Source organism: Chitinimonas sp. BJB300 (assembly GCF_002735695.1).
Classification (GTDB): Bacteria; Pseudomonadota; Gammaproteobacteria; order Burkholderiales; family Chitinimonadaceae; genus Chitinimonas.
Genome location: NZ_PDZH01000006.1, coordinates 31,232 through 52,212 on the forward strand (window position 1 = coordinate 31,232; position 20,981 = coordinate 52,212).

Annotated in this window: 15 protein-coding genes; 5 read left to right on the forward strand and 10 right to left on the reverse strand. The window is 57.3% G+C overall.

Annotated features, from left to right (window positions below; translation table 11 throughout):
• Positions 1-23 precede the first annotated feature (23 nt).
• The 10 genes from CSQ89_RS01905 to CSQ89_RS01950 all read right to left on the reverse strand — a co-directional run bounded on the left by CSQ89_RS01905 (position 24) and on the right by CSQ89_RS01950 (position 14,125).
• Complete coding sequence (locus CSQ89_RS01905; RefSeq protein ID WP_099404504.1) at positions 24-2,843, reverse strand: type VI secretion system Vgr family protein; 2,820 nt, start codon at positions 2,841-2,843, stop codon at positions 24-26.
• A gap of 104 nt (positions 2,844-2,947) precedes the next feature.
• Positions 2,948-4,024 carry a type VI secretion system protein TssA gene (gene tssA, locus CSQ89_RS01910; protein WP_099404505.1) on the reverse strand — a complete coding sequence of 359 codons (1,077 nt, stop codon included), beginning with the start codon at positions 4,022-4,024 and terminating at the stop codon, positions 2,948-2,950.
• A 148-nt stretch (positions 4,025-4,172) separates the two neighbouring features.
• The gene (tssH, locus tag CSQ89_RS01915) at positions 4,173-6,827 is read right to left on the reverse strand and encodes a type VI secretion system ATPase TssH (RefSeq protein WP_099404506.1); all 2,655 of its coding nucleotides are present in this window, start codon (positions 6,825-6,827) and stop codon (positions 4,173-4,175) included.
• Positions 6,828-6,896: 69 nt separating this feature from the next.
• Positions 6,897-7,913, reverse strand: a complete 1,017-nt coding sequence (gene tssG, locus CSQ89_RS01920; protein WP_099404507.1) for a type VI secretion system baseplate subunit TssG — start codon at positions 7,911-7,913, stop codon at positions 6,897-6,899.
• On the reverse strand, positions 7,877-9,709 hold the full coding sequence (gene tssF / locus CSQ89_RS01925; RefSeq protein ID WP_099404508.1) for a type VI secretion system baseplate subunit TssF: 1,833 nt from the start codon (positions 9,707-9,709) through the stop codon (positions 7,877-7,879). The genes tssG and tssF overlap by 37 nt, the downstream gene beginning before the upstream one ends.
• A 5-nt stretch (positions 9,710-9,714) precedes the next feature.
• Positions 9,715-10,218 (reverse strand): type VI secretion system baseplate subunit TssE, encoded by a 504-nt coding sequence (tssE, locus tag CSQ89_RS01930; protein WP_099404509.1) that lies wholly within the window; start codon positions 10,216-10,218, stop codon positions 9,715-9,717.
• A 346-nt stretch (positions 10,219-10,564) separates the two neighbouring features.
• Positions 10,565-11,068, reverse strand: a complete 504-nt coding sequence (locus tag CSQ89_RS01935; protein WP_099404510.1) for an Hcp family type VI secretion system effector — start codon at positions 11,066-11,068, stop codon at positions 10,565-10,567.
• A gap of 372 nt (positions 11,069-11,440) precedes the next feature.
• Entirely contained in the window at positions 11,441-12,931 is a 1,491-nt protein-coding gene (gene tssC, locus CSQ89_RS01940; protein ID WP_099404511.1) for a type VI secretion system contractile sheath large subunit, read from the reverse strand.
• Complete coding sequence (tssB, locus tag CSQ89_RS01945; RefSeq protein WP_099404512.1) at positions 12,932-13,441, reverse strand: type VI secretion system contractile sheath small subunit; 510 nt, start codon at positions 13,439-13,441, stop codon at positions 12,932-12,934.
• Between the two features lie 30 nt (positions 13,442-13,471).
• A complete protein-coding gene (locus CSQ89_RS01950) occupies positions 13,472-14,125 on the reverse strand; it encodes a tetratricopeptide repeat protein (RefSeq protein ID WP_099404513.1) in 654 nt (217 codons plus the stop codon).
• A 160-nt stretch (positions 14,126-14,285) separates the two neighbouring features.
• Here CSQ89_RS01950 and tssJ point away from each other — a divergent pair, with 160 nt between their 5' ends.
• From tssJ to xdp1, 5 genes are all read left to right on the forward strand, one after another.
• Positions 14,286-14,852 (forward strand): type VI secretion system lipoprotein TssJ, encoded by a 567-nt coding sequence (gene tssJ / locus CSQ89_RS01955; protein ID WP_099404514.1) that lies wholly within the window; start codon positions 14,286-14,288, stop codon positions 14,850-14,852.
• 117 nt (positions 14,853-14,969) lie between these two features.
• Positions 14,970-16,319 (forward strand): type VI secretion system baseplate subunit TssK, encoded by a 1,350-nt coding sequence (gene tssK / locus CSQ89_RS01960; protein ID WP_099404515.1) that lies wholly within the window; start codon positions 14,970-14,972, stop codon positions 16,317-16,319.
• Positions 16,316-17,095 (forward strand): type IVB secretion system protein IcmH/DotU, encoded by a 780-nt coding sequence (gene icmH, locus CSQ89_RS01965; RefSeq protein WP_099404516.1) that lies wholly within the window; start codon positions 16,316-16,318, stop codon positions 17,093-17,095. The genes tssK and icmH overlap by 4 nt, the downstream gene beginning before the upstream one ends.
• Before the next feature lie 91 nt (positions 17,096-17,186).
• The gene (gene prsT, locus CSQ89_RS01970; protein ID WP_158228867.1) at positions 17,187-20,006 is read left to right on the forward strand and encodes an XrtA/PEP-CTERM system TPR-repeat protein PrsT; all 2,820 of its coding nucleotides are present in this window, start codon (positions 17,187-17,189) and stop codon (positions 20,004-20,006) included.
• Between the two features lie 82 nt (positions 20,007-20,088).
• Complete coding sequence (xdp1, locus tag CSQ89_RS01975) at positions 20,089-20,901, forward strand: exosortase-dependent surface protein XDP1 (RefSeq protein WP_099404518.1); 813 nt, start codon at positions 20,089-20,091, stop codon at positions 20,899-20,901.
• Positions 20,902-20,981 lie beyond the last annotated feature (80 nt).

Below are 20,981 nucleotides of genomic sequence, written 5' to 3' on the forward strand. Positions count from 1 at the left end.
TCGCTTGTGCTTGTCGGGCTAAATCAGGGCAGCTTGTTTTTGGCGGCTTTCACTAAGTCTTGCAGCGGGTCCCAAGGCTTATCCTTTTCGGGTTCGCGAGGCTCGTAGGTAACGGTAGCCTGCTCGTTGGGCACTCCCTCGTGCCGTGCTTTGCCACTGCTGTCGAGCTTGCCTTTCAGAGCTGCACCGCTGGCAAAACGAATGCTGTAACCAACACCCTCCATGGGTTGGCCGTCAGCGTCGAAGTGCTCGATCGCAATCCAATTTGGCGGCTCGGCAAACTTCCCTTCCGGTAACGCCAGTGGTGTGCCCCTCTCCATCCCCCCCATAAACGCCCCCGAATTCCCCTTTACCAGAAACTCACCAGGGGCTTTGAAGGTGATATCGCCGCCTTTCAATTCCACGGATGCACCCCCGCCAAACAGGGTGACGCAGTCCTGGGCGGTGACTTCGATGCTGTCGTCGGTGCTGGTGATCGTGAGGGCTTGTTCGCTGGCGAGGTGGAGCAGGTTGGTATGGGCCGCGAGGTGCAGGTCGCCCTCGGCGGCAATCAGCTTCATGCCGCCGTGGTGGGTGAACAGGCCGACGCGGTTGCCGGCTTGGACGGTAATGTTGTGCAGGGCGGTAAGCTGGACATCGTTACGGCCTGAGGCTTGCAGGTCGCCACCGGCGTAAAGTAGTGCGCTGCCTTCGGTGATGGCGGCCAGCGCGCTGGGGGTTTCGAGTACGGCGGGGCTGTCTTGCAGGGTTTCCACCGGGTCTTTGAGCTTGCGGCCGTCGCCTTCAGGGTCGGGCTGTTGGGCTGCGTGGCCGTTGACCGCATCCGTGTGTACGTTAATTTGCTGGTGCAGTTGTTTGATAGCGTCCTGGCTGTGAATCGCCAAGGCGTGGTGGGTGGTGGCCGTTTCGCCCAGTGTTTGGATCAGCGTTTCCGCCCCCTTGGTCTGCGCCTGGGTGGCGTGGGCGGCGAGCTGGGTCTGGTTGGCCTGGGCCTGGTTATGGCTGCTAAACAACAAACCGGCTTCACCGCGCAGGTTGCCCCAGCCATCGGTGCGCAGTTCCACGCCTTCGCCGCGATAGCGCCCACGCTGGGCGGCAAAGGGGGGCTGGGCAACAAGGTGGCCGAGGTTGAGTTCGGTGTCTTGGCGGCTGGTCTTGAGCTGGCTGCGCAATTGGCTGGGGGTGTCGTCCATCACCCAGCGGCTGTAGTCGGGTCCGTCCAGGGACTGGCTGTGGAATCCGCTGAGGTGGCCGGCATGGTTGGCGGGGCCATCGTGGCCGGCGGCGTAGGGTGGGGTGGCCTGGTCGTTGTAGGCGCTGCCGGTGACCAAGGGGCGGTCTATATCGCCGTCCATAAACGTGATCAGCACTTCGTCGCCCACGCGCGGGGTGAAGTGGGTGCCCCAGTTAGGCCCGGCCAACCACTCGGCCAACCGCACCCAGGTAAAGCCAGCGTCGTTGCCGGGGGCGTTGTCGCCGACCGGGTGGGCCATGCCGCCGCTATTGGGCTGTTTGCCGCGCTGCCAGCCGAATTGGATTTTGATGCGATGGTGGCGGTCGCTGCTTAATGGGCTGTCGGGCACCCCCACCACTAGCGCGGTCTGCGTCGGGGCGATGGGCTTGGGGCCGGGCATGGGCACCAAGGGGCGTTCGACCGCCTGGCAGGTGAATTGGTGGCGATAGCTGCCGGCTTCGATGCGGGCGGCGGTTTGCCAGTCGGCCACATTGGCTTGCAGGTTGTTCGCGCCCTGGTGCGTGATGCTGCGCACCACAAAGCGGCGGTTGGCGTAGTCGGCATGATCAAGCAAGGTAAACACCTGCGCAGGACGCAAGGCCCGCACGGCCCCTTCGGCACTGAAGCGCTCGGCGGCACTGTCGTGGGCCAGCTGGCGCAGGTTGGCGATGTGCTCGGCCTGCTCGGCATCATCAAAGCGATACGCCTCGCTGCCGTCGTAGTCTTCCAGATCGGGCAGGTCACCCGCTCGCTGGCGTGAAGTGGCGTTACCGGCCGGGGCGTGCAGCTTGCGGTAGTCCCAACTGCTGCGCTGCACGCTGTTGGGTTGGGCCTGGACATGGTGTGTGAAGGCAGTCAGGCGGTCATCCGCCATGGCGGCGCTGACCTGGCCGAAGCGGAATGCGCCGGCATCGTCGGGCTGGGCTTTATGGTCGAACACATGCAGCCGGCAGCGCGAGAGGGCGCTATCGCCGTCGGTCCCGCCTGCGGCATCAAGGTGATCAAAGACAAAGCTCAGGCCTTCTTCGGCGAACAGGCGGCAGATAAAGGCCCAGTCGCTTTCCTGATACTGGATGCACAGGCTGCGCTTGCGTAATGGCTGTGTCACCGACTTGCGCCAGTTGGCTTCGGGATAGTCGGCGAACAGCTCGGTGGCGATGTCGAGTACGGTCTTGTCTTGGAACACCCAGCTATCCTGCCGGCTGGTAAGCTTGGCGGCCCAGGGCATCAAGGTGATGCGGTAACGGGAAAAGCCGCCATCGCTGCCGATTTCGCTCATCGCCACCACACGGCCATGGCGGGGGTGGGTCTTGCCGCTGGCGTCGATGATGCTCAGCTGCAATTCCTTGTTGTTCCAGTCGGCCATGGCCAGCCCAGCCACTTCGACAATGACATCCACGTCAAAGCGAAACAGCGTATCAAGCCCCTCTTGTCCCTCGAAGCGTTCCACCAGCACCGGAACCGGCGAGCCATCGAGGCGGATCAGGCGGGCATGCTGCTGCAAGCTGAGGTTGCCGAGCAGCTTGCTGATGTTGTCTGCCACGGCGCTGTTGGCAAGGCTGCCCAGTGGGGACAGGGTAGGGCTTGAAGGAAAGGGGCGTGGTGACATGGTGTCCAGTGGCTAGCGCTAAAAAGCGGAAGTTCAGCCGAAGTGCCTGCCGTGGGTACCACCTGTTCCCAATGGGCAGGGCGCGATGCGCATAGGAACAGGGGCTACATATCTTGCTCGGTACGTACACCAAGCAATTCATTGAGTTGCGACAATGCGCTATCGTCCTTTACCACGGCCGCCAGCCATTGGTGTAACGGCATGTCACCCCAGTCGGCCGCCTTGCGTGCAAGGTAGGTGACAGGGCTATGCGGCTCGGTCTGCTCGAAAAAGTCGGCTACCTGACGTAGTTGTTGCAGCGCCTGGGACCGATGTTGGATAGCACCGCCTATCATCATGGCGGCGGGTGCAAAACCTGCGGCAGCACCACCGCCGCCCGATGATATTGTGGTGGTGTCGGCAGCGACTGGGCTACCCCCCGCCAGTACGCCTTGCTCGCGCGCTACGCGTTGGACGTGGTTGTCCACGGCGTCAAAGGCATCGAAGATTTCCCGGAACGATGGGCCATCCACTCCCAGGCGGGCGTCGATGGCGGCGGCCAGCACATCCCATGCGGAGCGGGCGGCTTGCAGGTCGGCCAGCAGGCTGCGGAAGAAGTCCTTGGGGGTATTGCGTTGAGCCTCGCTGATGAGGGCCACGGTGGGCTTGCCGTCGGGAATGCTGTCGCGCAGGTCGGGGTCTTTCTCCATGGCGTTTTCAAACGCACGGGCCGATTCCTGGTCGGCAAGGCTGAAATTGCCTTTTGCGCTTTTGGTTAGCGGTGCCTGGCGGATCAACTCGACCGACCGGGTGACAAACCAGGTGAGCGTGCCAATGCGCAGTTCCTGGTCGCCGTCTTCCGCTTCGGGGTAGATATTGTCCCAATACTGTTCGATCAGGCTGCTGAGCACCTCGCAACCGTGAGTCAGACCGGCAAAGCTATACAGCTTGGCTTCGGCTTCGGCATACCAGCCGGCCACGCGCAGGTCTTTGCTGCGTTCGGCCAGCAGTTCGGTGCATAGGTCGGACGCGGCATCCCAGTCAGCCAGCTTGATGGCGGCTACCCAGTCGCCTTGGGCCAGACTAGCGTCGTCTTCTCGGCGCGCTTCGCGGATGCTGTCGAACTCGGTGGAGAAACTCAGGTCTTCTCCACAACCCCCGGGCCCCGATAACGGCTGTAGTAGGGTGTCTTTGTCTTGCATGATGCTTTCCTCTCCCTGGGGTTGGCATGTTATGCCCCCCGGTCTTCTTGATACCTGTACGGCGACTGGCTTTATTCATAAAACACGGCCACCGCTTGCGCGTGCATGGCCGTGTTCACCTGCGTTTTGAGGGGTGTTGATGGGCGGTTCAGCTTACCTTGTAGGTGAGCTTGCCGGCTTTGGTGGCGCCCACTTTGATTTTCTGGATGGCTTCTCCCTCTGCCATCCGTTCCAGTACCGAACCCGCGATTTCGGGCAGGATGGTGCCATTAAGGATATGGTCGACATTACGTGCGCCGCTGTCTACTTCGGTGCAGCGCTGGAATACTGCATCTACAAGGCTGTCGTCGTAAACGAAAGCGGCTTTGTGGTTGGCGGCGACGCGGCTGGCGACCCGGTTGAGCTTGAGGCGGATGATGGCTTCGAGCACATCGTCCGAAATCGGGTAGAACGGCACGACTTTCATCCTGCCCAACAGGGCGGGTTTGAATTCCTTGAACAGTTGCGGGCGAATCATTTCGGCGAGGCTATCGGCATCGGGCAGATCGCTCCTCGCTTTGTTGAGGCAGGCTTGCATGATGGTGGAAGAGCCGACGTTTGAGGTCAGGATAATCAGCGTGTTCTTGAAGTCGATCTCCCGGCCTTCGCCGTCTTCCATCACGCCTTTGTCAAAGACCTGGAAGAACATCTCCATCACATCGGGGTGGGCCTTCTCGACTTCATCGAGCAACACCACGCTGTAGGGTTTGCGCCGTACCGCCTCGGTAAGCACACCACCTTCGCCATATCCGACATAGCCGGGGGGCGAACCTTTGAGCGATGAGACGGTATGGGCCTCTTGGTATTCGCTCATGTTGATGGTGATAAGGTTGCGTTCGCCGCCGTAGAGCGAATCAGCCAGAGCAAGCGCGGTTTCGGTTTTGCCCACGCCGGAGGGACCGACGAAAAGGAACACGCCCTTGGGCTTGTTTGGGTCTTCCAGATTGGCGCGGGCAGTGCGCACACGTTGGGCAACAGCAGCCATGGCGTGGTCTTGTCCGATCACCCGTTGCTTGAGGGTATCGGCCAAACCCAGGATAGCCTTGATTTCGTTCTTGACCATGCTGCCGACCGGAATACCTGTCCAGGCGGAGATGATGTCGGCGATAACACTGCTGTCCACACAGGTTGGCACCAGTCCGGACTCGCCTTGTAGGGTTTTGAGTTCGGTCTTGAGGCGATCGAGCTCGGCGCGCTCGGTTTTGAGTTCGGCGTTTGGATCGGCCGCGTGTTTTTGTTCCAGCGTGTGGCGCAATTCGCCTATTTGCCGCGCCAAACCGAGTTCCTGTTGCCAGCGATTGTTCTGGTTTTCGATATCGCGAGCCAGCGCCGCACGGCTTTCGCGTAGGTCCTTTAGCTTCTCTGTATGGCTGCCGCCTGAGGCGACTTCACGTTGAAGCGCAGCAATTTCCACATCGGTGCGTTCCAACCGTTTTTCTGCCAGTTCGATCGATTCGGGCTTAGCGCTTTGGGCCAGAGCGACACGGGCACAGGCGGTGTCGAGCACGCTGACGGCTTTGTCGGGCAACTGGCGACCCGTGATATAGCGGGCGGAAAGGTGCACGGCATCGACAATCGCTTCATCCAATACCCGGATAATGAAATGCTTTTCCATCAACCCTACCATGGCGCGCAACATGCTGGCAGCGACTTCCAGGTTGGGTTCATCCACCTTGACGACCTGAAAGCGCCGCGCCAGGGCCGCGTCCTTTTCGAAGTACTTTTTGTACTCGGCCCAGGTTGTGGCGGCAATGGTGCGCAACTCACCCCGCGCCAAGGCAGGTTTGAGCAGATTGGCGGCGTCGTTCTGGCCGGCTTGTCCGCCAGCGCCGATCATGGTGTGCGCTTCGTCGATGAACAGGATGATAGGGTGCGGACTCTTCTTCACCTCGTCGATGACGTTTTTCAGACGGTTCTCAAACTCGCCCTTCACGCTGGCCCCGGCTTGCAGCAAGCCCAGGTCAAGCACATGTAGAGCGACGTTTTGCAACGGTGGCGGTACATCGCCCGCGGCGATTTTCTGAGCAAGGCCTTCTACCACGGCTGTTTTGCCGACGCCGGCTTCGCCCGTCAGGATGGGGTTGTTCTGCCGGCGGCGGGTAAGAATGTCGATGGCCTGGCGGATTTCGGTTTCACGCCCGATCACCGGGTCGATCTTGCCTTCTTGCGCGCGTGCGGTGAGGTTGCTGGTGAATTGATCCAACGCGGGAGTTTTGGCGATGCTGCTGGTGGCGGTGTCGCCCGGGGCGGCATCATCGGCTTGCGGCGCGTTTTGGATGGCTTCGCCGGCTTCGGCTGACTTGGTCGTCAGCTCGGCCAGCTTGTGTTTGAGCGTGTCGAGCGGGAAGCGCGCAAACAAGGGCGAGCCGCGCCGCGCTATCTGCGCCAGGTCGGGCGCTGTCAGCAACGCCAGCAGGATATGCCCACTGCGGATCAACGAGGTGCCGGTTTCAATCGAGGCCAGCAGCCATGCGTGCTCCAGCAGGGTAGGGAGGTGCGGTGAAAAGACAGGGGTGCGGCTATTGCCGGTCTTGAAGTTTTCCAGCTCGCGGTTCAGGTCGCGCTCAAGCTGGGTGGGACTGATATCAAACCGCTGGCAAAGCTGTAGCAAGTCAGAACCGGGCTGTTCCAGCAGAGCGAGGAACAGGTGTTCCAGGTCCACTTCATAGTGGCCCCGCGTCATACAGAGGTTGGCGGAACGTTCGGCAGCCAAGCGAGCAGTGGGGGTGAGCTTGGAGATCAGCGCTTTGAGATTGCTTGCCATGGTTTTTCCTCAAATTTGCCAAATATGTTTATGAATAACTTTGTATCGGATTCGGACTAAAAGACAGCTTCAATTTAAAAGGTAACGCGCCTCGTCAATATGCTTGGGGACCGAACGGCTGCAAATCACGGCATCACGGCCCAGTTGGCCGCTGCTGCCATTCAGGCGGGCTGCGCGTACGTCATCGCGGTGTAATACCAGTTGCACCTCGAATTCGACGCTGATACCGCACCAGTACTGCAACAGGCTGCGCAATGCACTGGCGCCGGCACCATCGGGTAGCAGCGATCGATACGCAGCGGAACGCAAAGGGCCGAAACGCAGGCGCAGCCGGCTTTGGCGGTCCCATAACCGTGCGCCGCAGCAGGCGCTTTCGCCCAATATCGCCACGCTGCCCCCCAGGCGGGTCTGCTGCGTGTGGGGAATATCAAACCATTGGCCGACGAACTGTTCCACCTCAACCGTGGTTTGGAAGTAATCGGCCAATACACGGCGCAGATTATCAGCCGACACAGGCTGGTGGCGCAGTAGCCCAGCGTAGGCGGCATAGGGCTCGATCGATTCGGTATTGGCAGGTGGACTTTCCAACCCTAGTTGCTTGCCCGACAGGCTGAGTAATTCGGGCAAGAACCGCTTGCCGCTTTCATGCCGCAATGGTAGACGGTATTTCTGCCATGCCTTATAGAACAAGGCCACCATGCGGTTGTTGAACACATCCATGAAGGCGCACGCGGTGGGATCACGATGTACTTGCAGGCGTTCGGCCAACTTTTCGGTATAGAAACGCGGCATGGCGCCGCTTGGGCCGGTCATACCGATAAAGGCTGGCACCAGCCGATAGGGTGCAGCGCCATTTGAATCGGCGCTTGGGCTTTCCAATGATTCCACTTCACTGGGTGGAAAGGCCAGGCTGAGCGAGCTGCCAAAGCGGATGCGTTCGCCAACCAGCCGATCGGGATCCGCACCCTCTTGGTGCTGCAACTGGCGTGACAGGACGCGTACCGCCTGGAAGAACTGGTACTGTTGCGGCTGCTGGAGCAGCTTATCGATTAGACGATAGGTCGGAGGCCGTTGCGCGGCAGACATTCTCTGAGCACCTCTCCGGTTTCGGCATCTTCGAGCACGATCCGGGTAAAACTGTTGAGATTCACAGCCAAGCCAAATACATGTGAAAGCAGTTCGGCAAACAGCCATATACCGCTGCCGACAAAGTAGTCGGGGCGTACCGCGATGCGGATTTCCATCCCCCGGATAAAGGTCGGGAAGGGATTGCCTGCCATGCGTGCGGAACAAGCCGAGCTGCTGACGCGTACGACGCCATCAATAGCGCGGCGGTTTTGGCTGGAGCGGGCAAGGTCATAGAGGGTCAGCAATTCACGCAGGCCATCGCCAGCATCGTCACTGACCGACCAATGATTCAACGTCAGTTGTGACACCAGTCGCCAAGCGCCATCTCCCGTGTGCTTAAAGCGGGCCGGTACAGTCGGCTTGCGTAGCAATTGAATCGATTTCACGGCCGCCACACCTTCTGCAAACAGGTCGCCCCCAGCCTGGGCAATAGGCAGCTGGGCGGGGAGGTCGCGATTGGTGCAGGTGAGGTCGATGCTCAGCGTTTCCACATCTTCCGCAGCGGGGTTGAAATCCGGGTCGACGACGGTGATCTGGTACTCAAAGCCCGGGCTGCGTTCGATTAGGTGTTCATCGCGGATCACCTGCCAATAACGACCATCAGCCGTTGGCGTACCGTGTTTGAGCGAATAAAACGGGTAAAACGCATGGACAACGGCGCCATCGGCATTTTCCCGCACCTGGGCGACGCGCTCCACTGCATAGACCTCGAAAGCCTGAGGCCGGCGTGCATCGGGCAGTACTGTGTACTGCACCTGCTTGTGGCTTAGCCGGATGGGTTCGGCATGCTGCTTGAACAGGTTGACCACCGGGGTGCAGAACAATTGGAAGTTGGCGGTACTGAGGCTATCGAGCAGGCGGTCAAACCGGCGGTCGTCACGCGCTGTGGCAAGCAGGAAATGCAGCTTCAGCTTGCGCAGGCCACCGGGCATGGTTGTCACTACCGGTGCCAGGTCCAGGTCGATGAAATTGAATTTCTCGGGAAAGATAAAGTATTCAGTCAGCAGCCTGTAGGCGGAATGGCTGCGAGCATCGTCTTCCACCAAGGCTTCGTCGGCGGCGAAACCCACAGACTGCACCAGTGGTTTCTGAATCAGCTTCCAGGGCCCAAAGCCGGTGTCTACCGCCACGGTAATGCAGCGCTGGAACAGGGCTTCTCGCAAGAGCGCAACCACGGAGGGCTCGGCATCCAGAAAGATGCGCAGCGGTTGCTGTAACGCCTGGTTTAAGGGTAGTTGGTCTGCTAACCCGTTGATGCCCACCGTGAGCATGGCAGTTGCGGTATTGGGAATTTGCGTGCCGCCGGGGGGTGTCCAGTCGGTGGCGTAGACGACTTCCTCGATGCTGACAGGCAGCAAGGTGACATCAAACGCAGTATGAAACTTGCACGCAATCCCTTTTACCGGCCGCGATTGCATGGCAGTACCGCGGGCAATCTTCACCGGGGTGGTCAGTTGCGCGGTTGCGCCGGCCAGTCGCGCGATGGAGCAAGAAGGGTAGGGGCGTAGGTATTGCGGATAGAGTGTCTGAAACAGCGCGTTGGTAAGCTGCGGGTATTCGTCATCCAGTTTTTTGTGGACGCGTGAGGCGAGCAGGGCGAACGATTGGATCAAGCGTTCGACATGTGGGTCTTCTACCGCCTCGCCCGACATGAGCAGACGGCCTGCAATCTTGGGGTATTGCTCGGCGAACTCGCGTGCGTGGCGTTTAAGCACTGCCAGTTCGCGTTCGTAATAGGGGAGCAACTCTTCCATGGTACTTAGGTGGCTTTCACTCGGCGGGTTTGATTGACCGAGTATTGCTGAATGGTGGGTTGCAACATGGCGTCAAAACTCACTGGCTCCTGGGCTGGGTAGACAACGAGAAGGGCGCTGATGGAGAACAGGAGTGAATTGGTGGAGCCTTGATCGGCTTCGAGATGGACCCGCACATTTTTCAGGCGCGGTTCGTGGCAAAGGATGGTTTCTTCCAGGGTACGGCAGATACGGTAACAATCAGCCGGGTTGGATAGGCTCATGCCGACGAAGTCCAATATGCCAAAGCTGAGAATGGAATGATTCGCCAGCGGGAAGTCAGCCAATGCTTCGTCTGGGCCTCGCCGACTGTTCAGCAGGGCTTCCAGGTCGTTAGCAACCGATTCCTTGAGCTGCTCGATATTGAGCCGGCGTAAGGGGTTTGCTTCGCTTTGACCCTTGGGGTTGTCGTCGAACAGTTTCTCAAACAAGGTGGGCGCAAAGCCACGCGATAGACTGCGATCGAGCATCGAATTTCTCCGTATTGACCCGGCAAGGGTGAATACCGCTGTCGCAAAAAGGGGCGGCGCAGGACCCGCCCCTTCACTATCTAAGAACCTGTCTAAAGTCTGCTGTACGTCAGCAATACGGCGTTGAAAACACCCTCGGAATGCTCATTTACCGCGTGTAAACTCCGCTTCCTCGGCTGTTTTCGCCTTGTCTTGCCCTAGCGCGCGAGCCTTTAGACTGGTTCTAAGAAACGCAGCAGGTGTTCAAAGTATGTAATGCGCTGAGTCAAATGGGGAAAGGCGTAGAAACAGCAGCACCTGAGCCCCGATAACAAACGCGCGCTACAAACAGTGAACTGTGCAGCGTTTAGGCTTCGTACTTGTTCGTGTTCTTGGCCAAGCTCCATGCCCCTGCCGTGTTGCCCTTGGCGCCGCCGGCAATACCTTGGGCGGTGTAGGTCCACTGAATGGCGGCGTACTTCAGGGAGAAGCTTTCGCTTGGCACCCCTTCGCCCGCGATATGCGGTGCAACGCTGGAAACCAGTACGTGCTTTAGTTTGATTTCCAGGTATTTCACGCGTTTGCCACCGTCAGCACGCATGAAGTCGATAACGACTTCATCAAAGGTGTGGCCGGCCGAGCAGGCTTCCCACATTTTCGGGCTGGTCTGGTCAACTGATTTAACGAACTGCATGTCGCCATGTTCGCAGCGTTCAGCAGTGTGCCCGCCAGCGCTGGAGGCCGTAGCGGAACGTGGCTGCATGATTTGATGCGCCCAGCTATCAACTTCCACCCATTTTGCGTGTTCGCTGTCAGCTGACTCGCCGTCAACTTTGAACTTGCCGCTGAACTTAACGTAAATATCTTTCATGTTTCCCTAGCTCCTGGAAAGTGCCTAAGCACTTAAGTGCCTAAGCACTTAATTTAAAAGGTTTGTAACAAAGCACCGCTCGCCAACCAAACTAAACAGCACAAGCCATATAACGGATTCTGGAGGGGTAGGCACGGTACTAATAACCGAGTACAACGCCCCCACATGCAAGCTTAGTACCTTCTCCCCTGAAAGCACCTGGTTTACTAGTCAGTCTTACTACGCGCACCTGCTTAGCTGCTGGCTACAGATAATTAACACGCTCTTAGCGCCGCCGATGCTTTCCGGCAGCTAAGTCTGATTTGTATCGGTCTGCATTCGCCCGGCCGCTTTGAAGAGGGCGTTACCCCTCTTCACTGTCTGCAGCGTGTCTTATCGGTTGGCCGATTGCGGTAGTTCGGCTACCAGCCGTAGCGAAATCGAGAGTTCATCGAGCTGGAAGTGAGGGCGCAAAAAGGCGACAGCCTTGTAAACACCCGGTCGGCCGGGTACCTCGGCGACTTCCACTGATGCCTCCCGCAGCGGGAACTGCGCTTTGGCTTCTTGCGAGGCGCCATCGTCGAGCAGCACGTATTGGGAAATCCACTTGTTAAGGAAGTCCTGCACGTTGCCCGCCGAGGCGAAGCTGCCGATCTTGTCCCGCATCATTGCCTTTAGATAATGGGCTACCCGGGAGACGGCCATGATGTACTGCAGCTGGGAAGACAGCACCGCATTGGCATTGGCGGCCTCGCTGTCGTACTTCTTCGCTTTTTGGGCAGACTGGGCACCGAAGAATGCGGCGTAGTCGGTGTTCTTGCAGTGCACGAGTGGGATAAAGCCCAGGTCACTCAGTTCTTTCTCGCGCCGGTCGGTGATGGCGATTTCGGTGGGGCACTTCAAGGCGACTTCACCGTCATCGGTCTTGAAGGTATGCGTTGGTAAGCCCTCTACCAACCCTCCGCCTTCCACGCCCCGGATAGCAGCACACCAACCATAGTTCTCGAATGCTGACGTCAACCGTGCGGCAAAGGCGTAGGCGGCGTTGACCCACAGGTACTTGCTGTGGTCGGTGCCATCCACTTCTTCCACAAAGTTGAAGCCTTCCACCGTTGTCCCATCTTTCGGGTCGTAAGGCAGGCGGCCAAGGAAATGCGGGAGGGCCAAACCGACATAGCGTGCATCTTCCGATTCCCGGAAGGAGCGCCACTTGGCGTATTCCAATGTATCGAATACCTTGGCCAGATCACGCGGCCTGCCCAGGTCGGTAAAGGTATCCAGGCCAAACAGTTCGGGCGATGCTGCGGAAATGAAAGGCGCGTGAGCAGCGGCGGCAACGTGTGACATCTGCTCGAGAAAGTACATGTCGGTAGGCTGGCGGGAAATCTCAAAGTCGCCAACCAACGCGGCAAAGGGCGAGCCCCCAAACGTACCGAATTCCTCTTCGTACACCTTTTTGAACAAGGTGCTCTGATCAAAATCAATGGCGGTCTGGAAGTCCTTCACCAACTCTTTTTTGTTGGTGTTGAGCATCTTGATCTTGAGCGAGGGGCCCGTGCTTGTTTCGCGACACAGATATTGCAGCCCCCGCCAGGAGCCCTCCATCTTTTGGAAGGGAGGCGCATGCATCACCACGCTCAGTTGGGCAGAGATCAGCTCGTCAATTTGGGCGATGCGCGCATCCAACGTGGCGGACAGGTTGTCCGACATCACGACAGTGCCTTGCATGACTTCCTTGACCAGCTCGGAAATCAAATCCTTGGCGCGCTCGTGTTCAGAGTCGGATTTGGCGACACGACTGTCGGCAACGATCTGGTCAAGCAGGCTGCCCTCGGCATCAGCCGTGCCGGCCTGAGAATGTGCTTGTTGCAAGCGTTCGCTCATTTATTTCTCCTCACTGCCAGTTTCCTGGCCGAGCTTCTCGAGTTTTTCTGTGTTGCGCAGCACATCATTGAGTACGTCTTCCAGCTTTTCACTGCCGGCGATCTTGTTACGTAAATCCGCCAGTCTGGTACGCGCTTCAACCAGCTTATTCAAGGGGTCGATCTGCTTGACCACCTCTTCGGGGCGGAAGTCTTCCATCGAACGGAAAGCGAGGTCCACGGCAAATTCACCGCCCTTATCCGATAACTTGTTGCTTACGCGGAACTTGGCGCGAGGCTCGATGGCGCCCATCACTTCATCAAAGTTGTCGCCATCGATATTGACAAACTTTTTATCTTTGAGCTTGGGTTGGGCAACCGTCGAGTCACCTGCAAAGTCACCAATGACGCCCATGACAAAAGGCAGCTCTTTTTGCTGGATTGCATCGCCAACTTCTACATCATAGGTCAGCTGTACGCGCGGAGGCCGGACACGCTGGAGTTTCTTTTGAGTGCTTTCACGTTTTGCCATGATGAGAATCCCTATAACCAGATTAAGTATTTACCTTAGTGCACCGAACGGATCACTGGAGGTAGTGCTGGGTGTTGGCGTTGCAGCAGGCTGTGGTTTTGAAGCTACGGGCGGCGTGGGCGCGTCAGCTTGTGGCTTGGCTGTTGTTGTGGGCACAGTGGGACGGGGCCGAGGACGCGCTGCTGGCCGGTTGGCAGGCTTCACGCCGGGGATCAGTATGGCTTCACCTAAGGTGTCTCGCAGCTCTTTCACCAAGGTCTCCGCTTCGGATTTATTGGTGTCGCTGAGCGGCGTGTCGGCACGGATTTCACCCAGGCTGGTGACGGCCAGACGCATGCTGGAAACGAAAATGATGCTGCGGGCTTCTGCGCTGTTGGGGGAGCGGGCAAGCGCTTCCGTGGCGGCGTCAATGGCTTTCGGGTAGTCCTGGCGTTCGAACTGGGCTTGAGCCAGCTTTACCCACACAAGCTCGCTGGTTGGATTCAGCTTGCTGGCTTGCGTGAGCAACTCCGCGGCCCTGTCCGGTGCGCCGGCGTTCATCGCTTCATTGGCCTGCTGGAGCAGGTTGTTGGTCGAACCGGGAGAGTGGGGCGTTGTGCCGCATGCGACCAAGGCACTGGCCAACATCACACAAAGCAGACTGGTCTTTACCCGAGTGAGGGGCAAAGCAAAATGAGTATTCATATTATATGTATCTCCTTGTAAGTCATCTTATGACAAAATTATTCGATAATGCTAAGCTCTATTCACTGTTTAGTGCAATGCGGTAATGCCTGAATACTTAAAAAGTTAATAACTACTAATATTTAGTTTTTTTAACGATTATTCAATTGAGGCCTCACCCATGAGGGCAACAATAAATATATTATATGCCGTAATAGGTGTACATCTATTGGTTGGTTGTGCTACGCCTGTCGGCCAAGCTGCCTTGCGGGCCGTGGGGATGTCTGAGAAAGAGGAGGCCGGCCGAAAACTGCAATTGGTGTTGTCTGCCGGCGATAGTGTCAATAGCGATAAATCCGGGCGTGGCAATGCGCTCGTGCTTCGCGTATTCAAGTTACGCAACCAAGAAAGTTTTCTCGCCCTGAGCCGTGAGGCATTTGACAGCGGCGGCGTTGCCCCGGCTGGGCTGAAAGAGGATTTGCTCGGCAGCAAGGAGCATATTCTGACGCCGGGCCAGCAGTATCAAGCCGAGGAATTGCTCCCCCCTGGGACGCGTTACGTAGGCTTGATGATGATGTTCCAAAGTTCTCAGCCAGCCCGCTGGCGCACCGTATTGCAAGTGAGCGCGCTGGATGATAAGCCGCTATTGGTAGGTGTACACCGTTGCAGTTTTACTATTACCCAGGGCTTGTCTGATAAGGAATTGCTAAAGACGTTGTCTCGGGCTGGTAGCGCAGCATGTAATTGAATTTACGGTTTATTCATCTGTCTTGCCATTCGGTTTTGAACAAATGTCTTGTCTATGATAAGTCGGGCGTAGCATAGATTTGTATGTGCCGGCTTACATATAAGCGAAATTAAATAAATGTCAAATATCCCGCGTGTCCTTTGGGGTGAAGGTTTATTTCTTCGCCCACAGCATTTCCAGCAGCAAGACGCATATCACGATGACCGGTTGAATGAAGTCAGCCAGCTTTTACATCCTTATGGTTGGGGTGTACGCAGCCTTCGCTTTGATGTGGATGCGCTGGCGGCTGGTGTGTTGGTGGCGCAAGAGCTCAATCTGGTTTTCCCCGACAGGGAACCGTTTACGGGCCCGGCCGGCGACCCGTTGCCTGAAGCGTTGCAGCTCAATGCCATGCCTGATTTGCCTGATGCCTTCCTGATCTATGCCGGTCTGCCGCCATTGCGGGCCGGGGCGCAGAATGTGCAGCCGGAAGGGGGCGGAGATCGTCGGGCTACCCGTTTTGCTATTTCTGAAGCAGAGACATTGGATCTATTCACCAATGCGGCCGCCGCCGAGGTGTCGGTGCTGCGTCGGCAAGTGCGCCTGCTCACCAGCATGCAGTCGCTTGATGGTTGGATCACCATTCCCTTGGCGCGGGTGCGCCGTAGCCAGACAGGGGGGTTCGAGCTGGATAATGGGTTTATTCCGCCCTTGGTCAACATTGCGGCATCACCGGTTTTGCAATCTACCTTGCGGCGCTTGCTGGATATTCTACAAGCCAAGGTCAGCGCACTCTATGGACATCATCGCGAGCCCGGTAAGAATGTCATTGAATTTCGTTCGGGTGATATCGCTTCTTTTTGGTTGTTGCATACAGCCTCGACCGCATACGCTAGCCTGCTGCATTTCCATCAGCACCCCTTGCTGCATCCAGAGCGGCTGTTTCATCAGCTTTTGACATTGGCGGGTGGGCTGATGACCTTTACCAAGGCCTATAGCCTGAACGAGCTGCCGGTTTATTCACATCAGGACCTCACCGGCGCTTTTCAGAAGCTTGACGAAATCATCCGTACTTTGTTGGAAACGGTGATTTCAACGCGTGTTTTCAGTATCGCCCTCAGTGAAGTCAAGCCTGCGTTTTGGGCGGGGCGGCTTGATTCGGAAAAAATCGATGCGCAGACCCGTTTCTATCTGGCGGTGACGAGCGCCATGCCGGCGGCGGAATTGGTGGAGAATGCCCCCTTGCGCTTCAAGATCGGCGCGCCGGACGACGTGGAAAAACTTGTGTTGTCGGCCATGCCGGGGGTACGGTTGGTACATACGCCCACGGTGCCCAGTGCCATCCCGGTCAGGCCAGGCGCTTACTATTTCGAACTGGAACCCAAAGGCTCGCTCTATGAGCGGATGCTGCAAGCTCAATCCTTGCAGATTTATGTGCCTACCGGTTTCCAGGACATCAAACTTGAACTTCTGGCGGTCATACAATGAGCATTCCTGCTAACCCATCACTGTTTGCCGACGGCTCTGACAGCCCACAGGCCCATCGCGCCGGTGCGGGTAATGGCAAGTCCATGCTGGAGCTGTTGTATGACGGCTTTTACCTGGTATTTTTGCTAAAGCGCAACTATGTGCCCAATAGCGCCGATCATCTGCGTAGCCAGATACGCGAATTGCTCGATACCTTCGAGACGAGCGCGCGGCGCATGAGTGCGAGTGCGGATGATGTATTTGCTGCCAAATATGCTTTTTGCGCCTTGTTGGACGAGACCGTCTTGGGTTCGCAGTTCAGTATTCGTGAGGAATGGGGTCGGAATCCGCTTCAACTGGCATTCTTTGGTGACCAGTTGGCCGGGGAGAATTTCTTCGTCAAGCTGGATCAGTTACGCGGCCACGGCGCGCCATCACTGCAAGCGCTCGAAATCTTCCATTACTGTCTGTTATTGGGCTTCCAAGGCAAATATATGCTTGAAGCACCGGAAAAGCTGGCATTGTTGACGGCTCGCCTGGGCGACGAAATTGCCTTTATGCGCGGTAAGCGCACAGGTTTTTCCCCATTCTGGGCGATTCCGGACAAGGTGAACCACATGCTGAAGGGCGATATCCCACTCACGTATATATTGATTGGCATGGCTGCATTGGGATTGGTCGCATTCCTGGGGCTGCAAGCCTTGCTGGGTCATCGGATTAGCAGCGAAATGAAGCCATTCGATAGTCTGTTGCAGTCGCCGCCGCAGGCTGCACATATCACCATCAATCTGCCTTGAAGACCTGAATCGAGCAAGCTCAGATAAGGTTCTGCCGCAGGTCTCTTCCGGGAAATCGCCAGCTATCGTACAGATGGGTTTGAAGACGCTGATGCTGAAAAAAGCGCTAGTACGTCGCCACTTGGTGTGTGAACCGATCGCAGTCTTGGCATTGTTGATTGCCATGGGTTCGCCAGCCTATGCCGATATGGCCCAGGCTGGCCGTTTTTTCGAGGATGCGCTGGGGCGGTATGAGCGTGGCGATCTGCCAGGCGCCATTATCCAGCTTAAAAACAGCTTACAGCAGGACAGCAAGATGCTGCCTGCCCATCTGTTGTTGGGTAAGGCACTATTGAAAAATGGTGATCTCAAAGGAGCGGAGGCGGCGCTTGAGGCGGCATTGCAGCAAGGTGTCAGTCCGAGTGAAGTCATTCCAATGCTGGGGCAGGTCTACCTGGCATTGGGCAGGCCGGAGGCGGTAATTGCAACCGCGCCCGCTGCGGGGCTGCCGTTGCCTACGCAGGTGGAAGTCCTGTCGATGCGGGGGACGGCGTATATAGAGCTGGGCAAGTCTGCGCTGGCTCATCAGAGTTTCGAAGCCGCCCGTAAGCTGGACCCACGCGCAGTGAGCCCGCTGATTGCCGAAATCCCGCTGCTTTTGAGTAGCAATCAACTCGAACGCGCAAAGCAGCTGGCCAGCCAGGCAATCGAACTCGCACCAAACAATGCCTTCGCTTGGAATATGTATGCCTCGGTACTGCATGCGGGTATGGACCTGAACGCAGCGTTGACGGCGTATGGTCGTGCCCTGGGCATCGAACCCAAATTGGTGGATTCGCGGATTGCCCGCGCTGCCTTGTTGCTGGATTTGAAGCGTGAGGCGGACGCCAAGGCAGACCTGGAATACCTTGCCAAGAAAAACCCGGAAGAGCCACGCGCTGCCTACCTTCGGGCGCTGATCGCCAGCCAGCATGGCGATGTTTCCACCACCAACCGTGCGTTGATGGATGTGGTCAAGCTGGTCGATGCGCTACGGCCAGCATGGCTGGCTCGCCGCGAGCAATTGTTGATGGTGGGTGCCCTGGCGCACCACGGTTTGGGCAACCCGGAAAAAGCCCGTGAATACCTCACGATTCTGCTTGCACGCAATCCGCGCAATATCGAGGCGCGCAAGCTGCTGGCGGGTATTTATACGGAAAGACAGGATTACACACGTGCATTGACCTTGCTGGGCGACCTGCGCCGCGATGTACCTGGTGACCCACAGGTGATTTTTCTACTTGGTACGGTGCATATGGGGTTGCGTAATTATCAGTTGGCTACCGACTTGTTGAGCCAGGCGGCAGCCAAGGTGAATTCGGGTGAGGTCAATCGTATTTTGGCGTTTAGCCAGCTGGGGTTGGGGCAGACGGAAATCGGTCGTCTCAGTCTGGAGCGGGCATTTGCCGCCAACCCTGCCGATGTGCAGGCAGGTATGGCGCTGGCTGTGCTGTACATGCGGCACGATGAAAAAAAGAAGGCGATCCAGGTTGCTGAGACGGTGGCGAAAAACAGCCCGGGTAATTTCACCGTCATGAACTTCCTGGGGTCGTTGAAAGCAGCGAATGGCGATAGCGCGGGTGCCCGGAAGGTGTTTGGGGATCTCCTGAATAAAGACCCGCTCTTTCCTGCCGCCGTGTTGAACATGGCCAAGTTGGATGTGAGTGAGCGGAAGCTGGATGACGCGCGCAAACGGCTGACAGACTTTTTAGCCAAGCGTCAGGATAATTCCGATGCAATCTACGAGCTGGGGCTGTTGGAGTTCCGTGCCGGCAAGCCCGCCGAGGCAGTACGTCATCTGCAGAAAGCCAGCGAACTTCCGCGTAGCGATATACGGCCGGGTTTGGCCTTGGTGGAGGTTTACCGCGCACAGCGGCAATTCCAGTATGCATTGACCTCGGCCAAGCGGTTGGCATCCAAGTTCCCGGATGCGCCCCCGGTGCAGGTTGCATTGGGAAGGGCATTCCTGACCATGGGCGACTTGGCCAATGCCCGCAGCACATTGCAGTCGGCATCCCGGCTGGCGGAATACAACGCAGATATCCTGCTTGAAACCGGCCGGTTGCAGCTACAGGCGAACAATAGTGATGCGGCGTTTTACGATGCCCAGAAAGCGTTGCAGAGCCGCCCGGATGATCCGACTGTCATGGCATTTCTGGTGGAAATAGAAATACGCCGTGGTGCCTCGGCAAAAGCCGATGAGGCGCTGAAGGCGTTGGCAGGACGATACCCTAATCATTTGCTGACGGCATTGGCAACCGGTGATTTGGCGATGGTCCGGAATCAGTATCCAGTGGCGTTGGCGAGCTATAGCAAGGCATTGGAACTCGAATCCAGCACCGCGAATGTATTGAAGGTAGCCCAGACGTATTTGAGAATGGGCGATACCGGTAAAGCTATCACCTTTTTGGAAGGCTGGGTCAAGCGTAAGCCTGATGATCTGGTAGTGCTGAAGACGTTGGGTGAAGCGCAGTTTCGTGCCGGGCAGCTACAGGCTTCAAAACAAAGCTATGCCAAAGCCATCGAGGCGGAGCCTGATGATGCGGTGGCGTTGAACAATTACGCGAATCTGCTGCTTAAACTGAAAGATGCATCGGCCCAAGGGATGGCCGAACGTGCGCTTAAGCTGGTACCGGACAACCCGGCCTATGCCGATACATTGGGTTGGATTCTGGTGCAACAGGGGCAGCTGGAGGCTGGTCTTCGTTATTTACGCGAGGCGCGCTTGCGTAGCCCGGAAGACGGTGAAATTCGATACCACCTCGCCTACGCATTGTCCAAGTCCGGGCGCAAGACAGAGGCCAAAGAAGAAATGCAAGCTGCGCTGGCGGCCCGGGGCGGGCTGGAGCGTACCGCGGAGGTCAACCGGTTGTTGGCAGAGCTGGGCAACTAGCTGATTTGGATGTCGGGATTTCTTACAACGCCGTTTCCTTATGTAAGTGGATTTTTCATAAGTCATTGTCGGGAAAGGGAATTTGTTCTTTGGCCTCTATTTTGCTTATATCTGGCAGGACAATCGCCTTACCGAGGGTTTGATCGTGAGAAAACAGCTTAAGCTTCTATGCGCCACCGCCTTGCTGTCAGCCCCTGCCTTTGCTTCCACAACGTGGACTTTGGGGTCGACACCTACTCCCGGCATGACCGTTTCGGCTTATGCCAACACGGGTGGGACGAACAATTCCGCGAATGCTGCCAACAATGGAGCGTTGCAGACCATTCAGTCGGCAACCAAGGTTTGGTATTCCGGCGGTTTGGGTATCACGAATGCAGATACATGTACCAGCGGTTCATATTGCGATGTCAATGAAGGTGTCAATCCGGAACACGCCATTGATAACCAGCAACGTTATGACATGGTGCTGCTGTCCTTTACCAGCGCCGTCATGCTCACCGGTGTGAAACTGGGTTGGTTCAGCAATGATTCGGATATTACGGTCATGGCTTATACCGGCGCCGGCATTCCCACCCTGGTAGGCAAAAAATACACTGAGTTGGCTGGATGGTCTTCAATTGGCAACTATTCCGACGTTGGCAGCACCACGGCGGCAGCGATCAATGCCGGCAATCTGGTGTCGTCGTATTGGCTGATAGGGGCTTACAACCCACTGGCCAACCCCACGGGCGGTAGTGTCACGGGCGCAAGTAACAGTTATGACTATATCAAGATAGCGTCGGTAACCAGCGATATACCAAAGATTACAAAGGTGGCCGAACCGGGTTCTTTGGCTTTGGTTGGCTTGGCTTTGATGGGTGTAGTGGGAGCGCGTAGGCGTAAGCAGGCTAAGTAATTTGATTTGACAGATGTATTCAAGGAAGGCGGCGCCATAAGCGCCGTTTTCTTTTAGCTAGGCCGTAACTGGCGCTAACA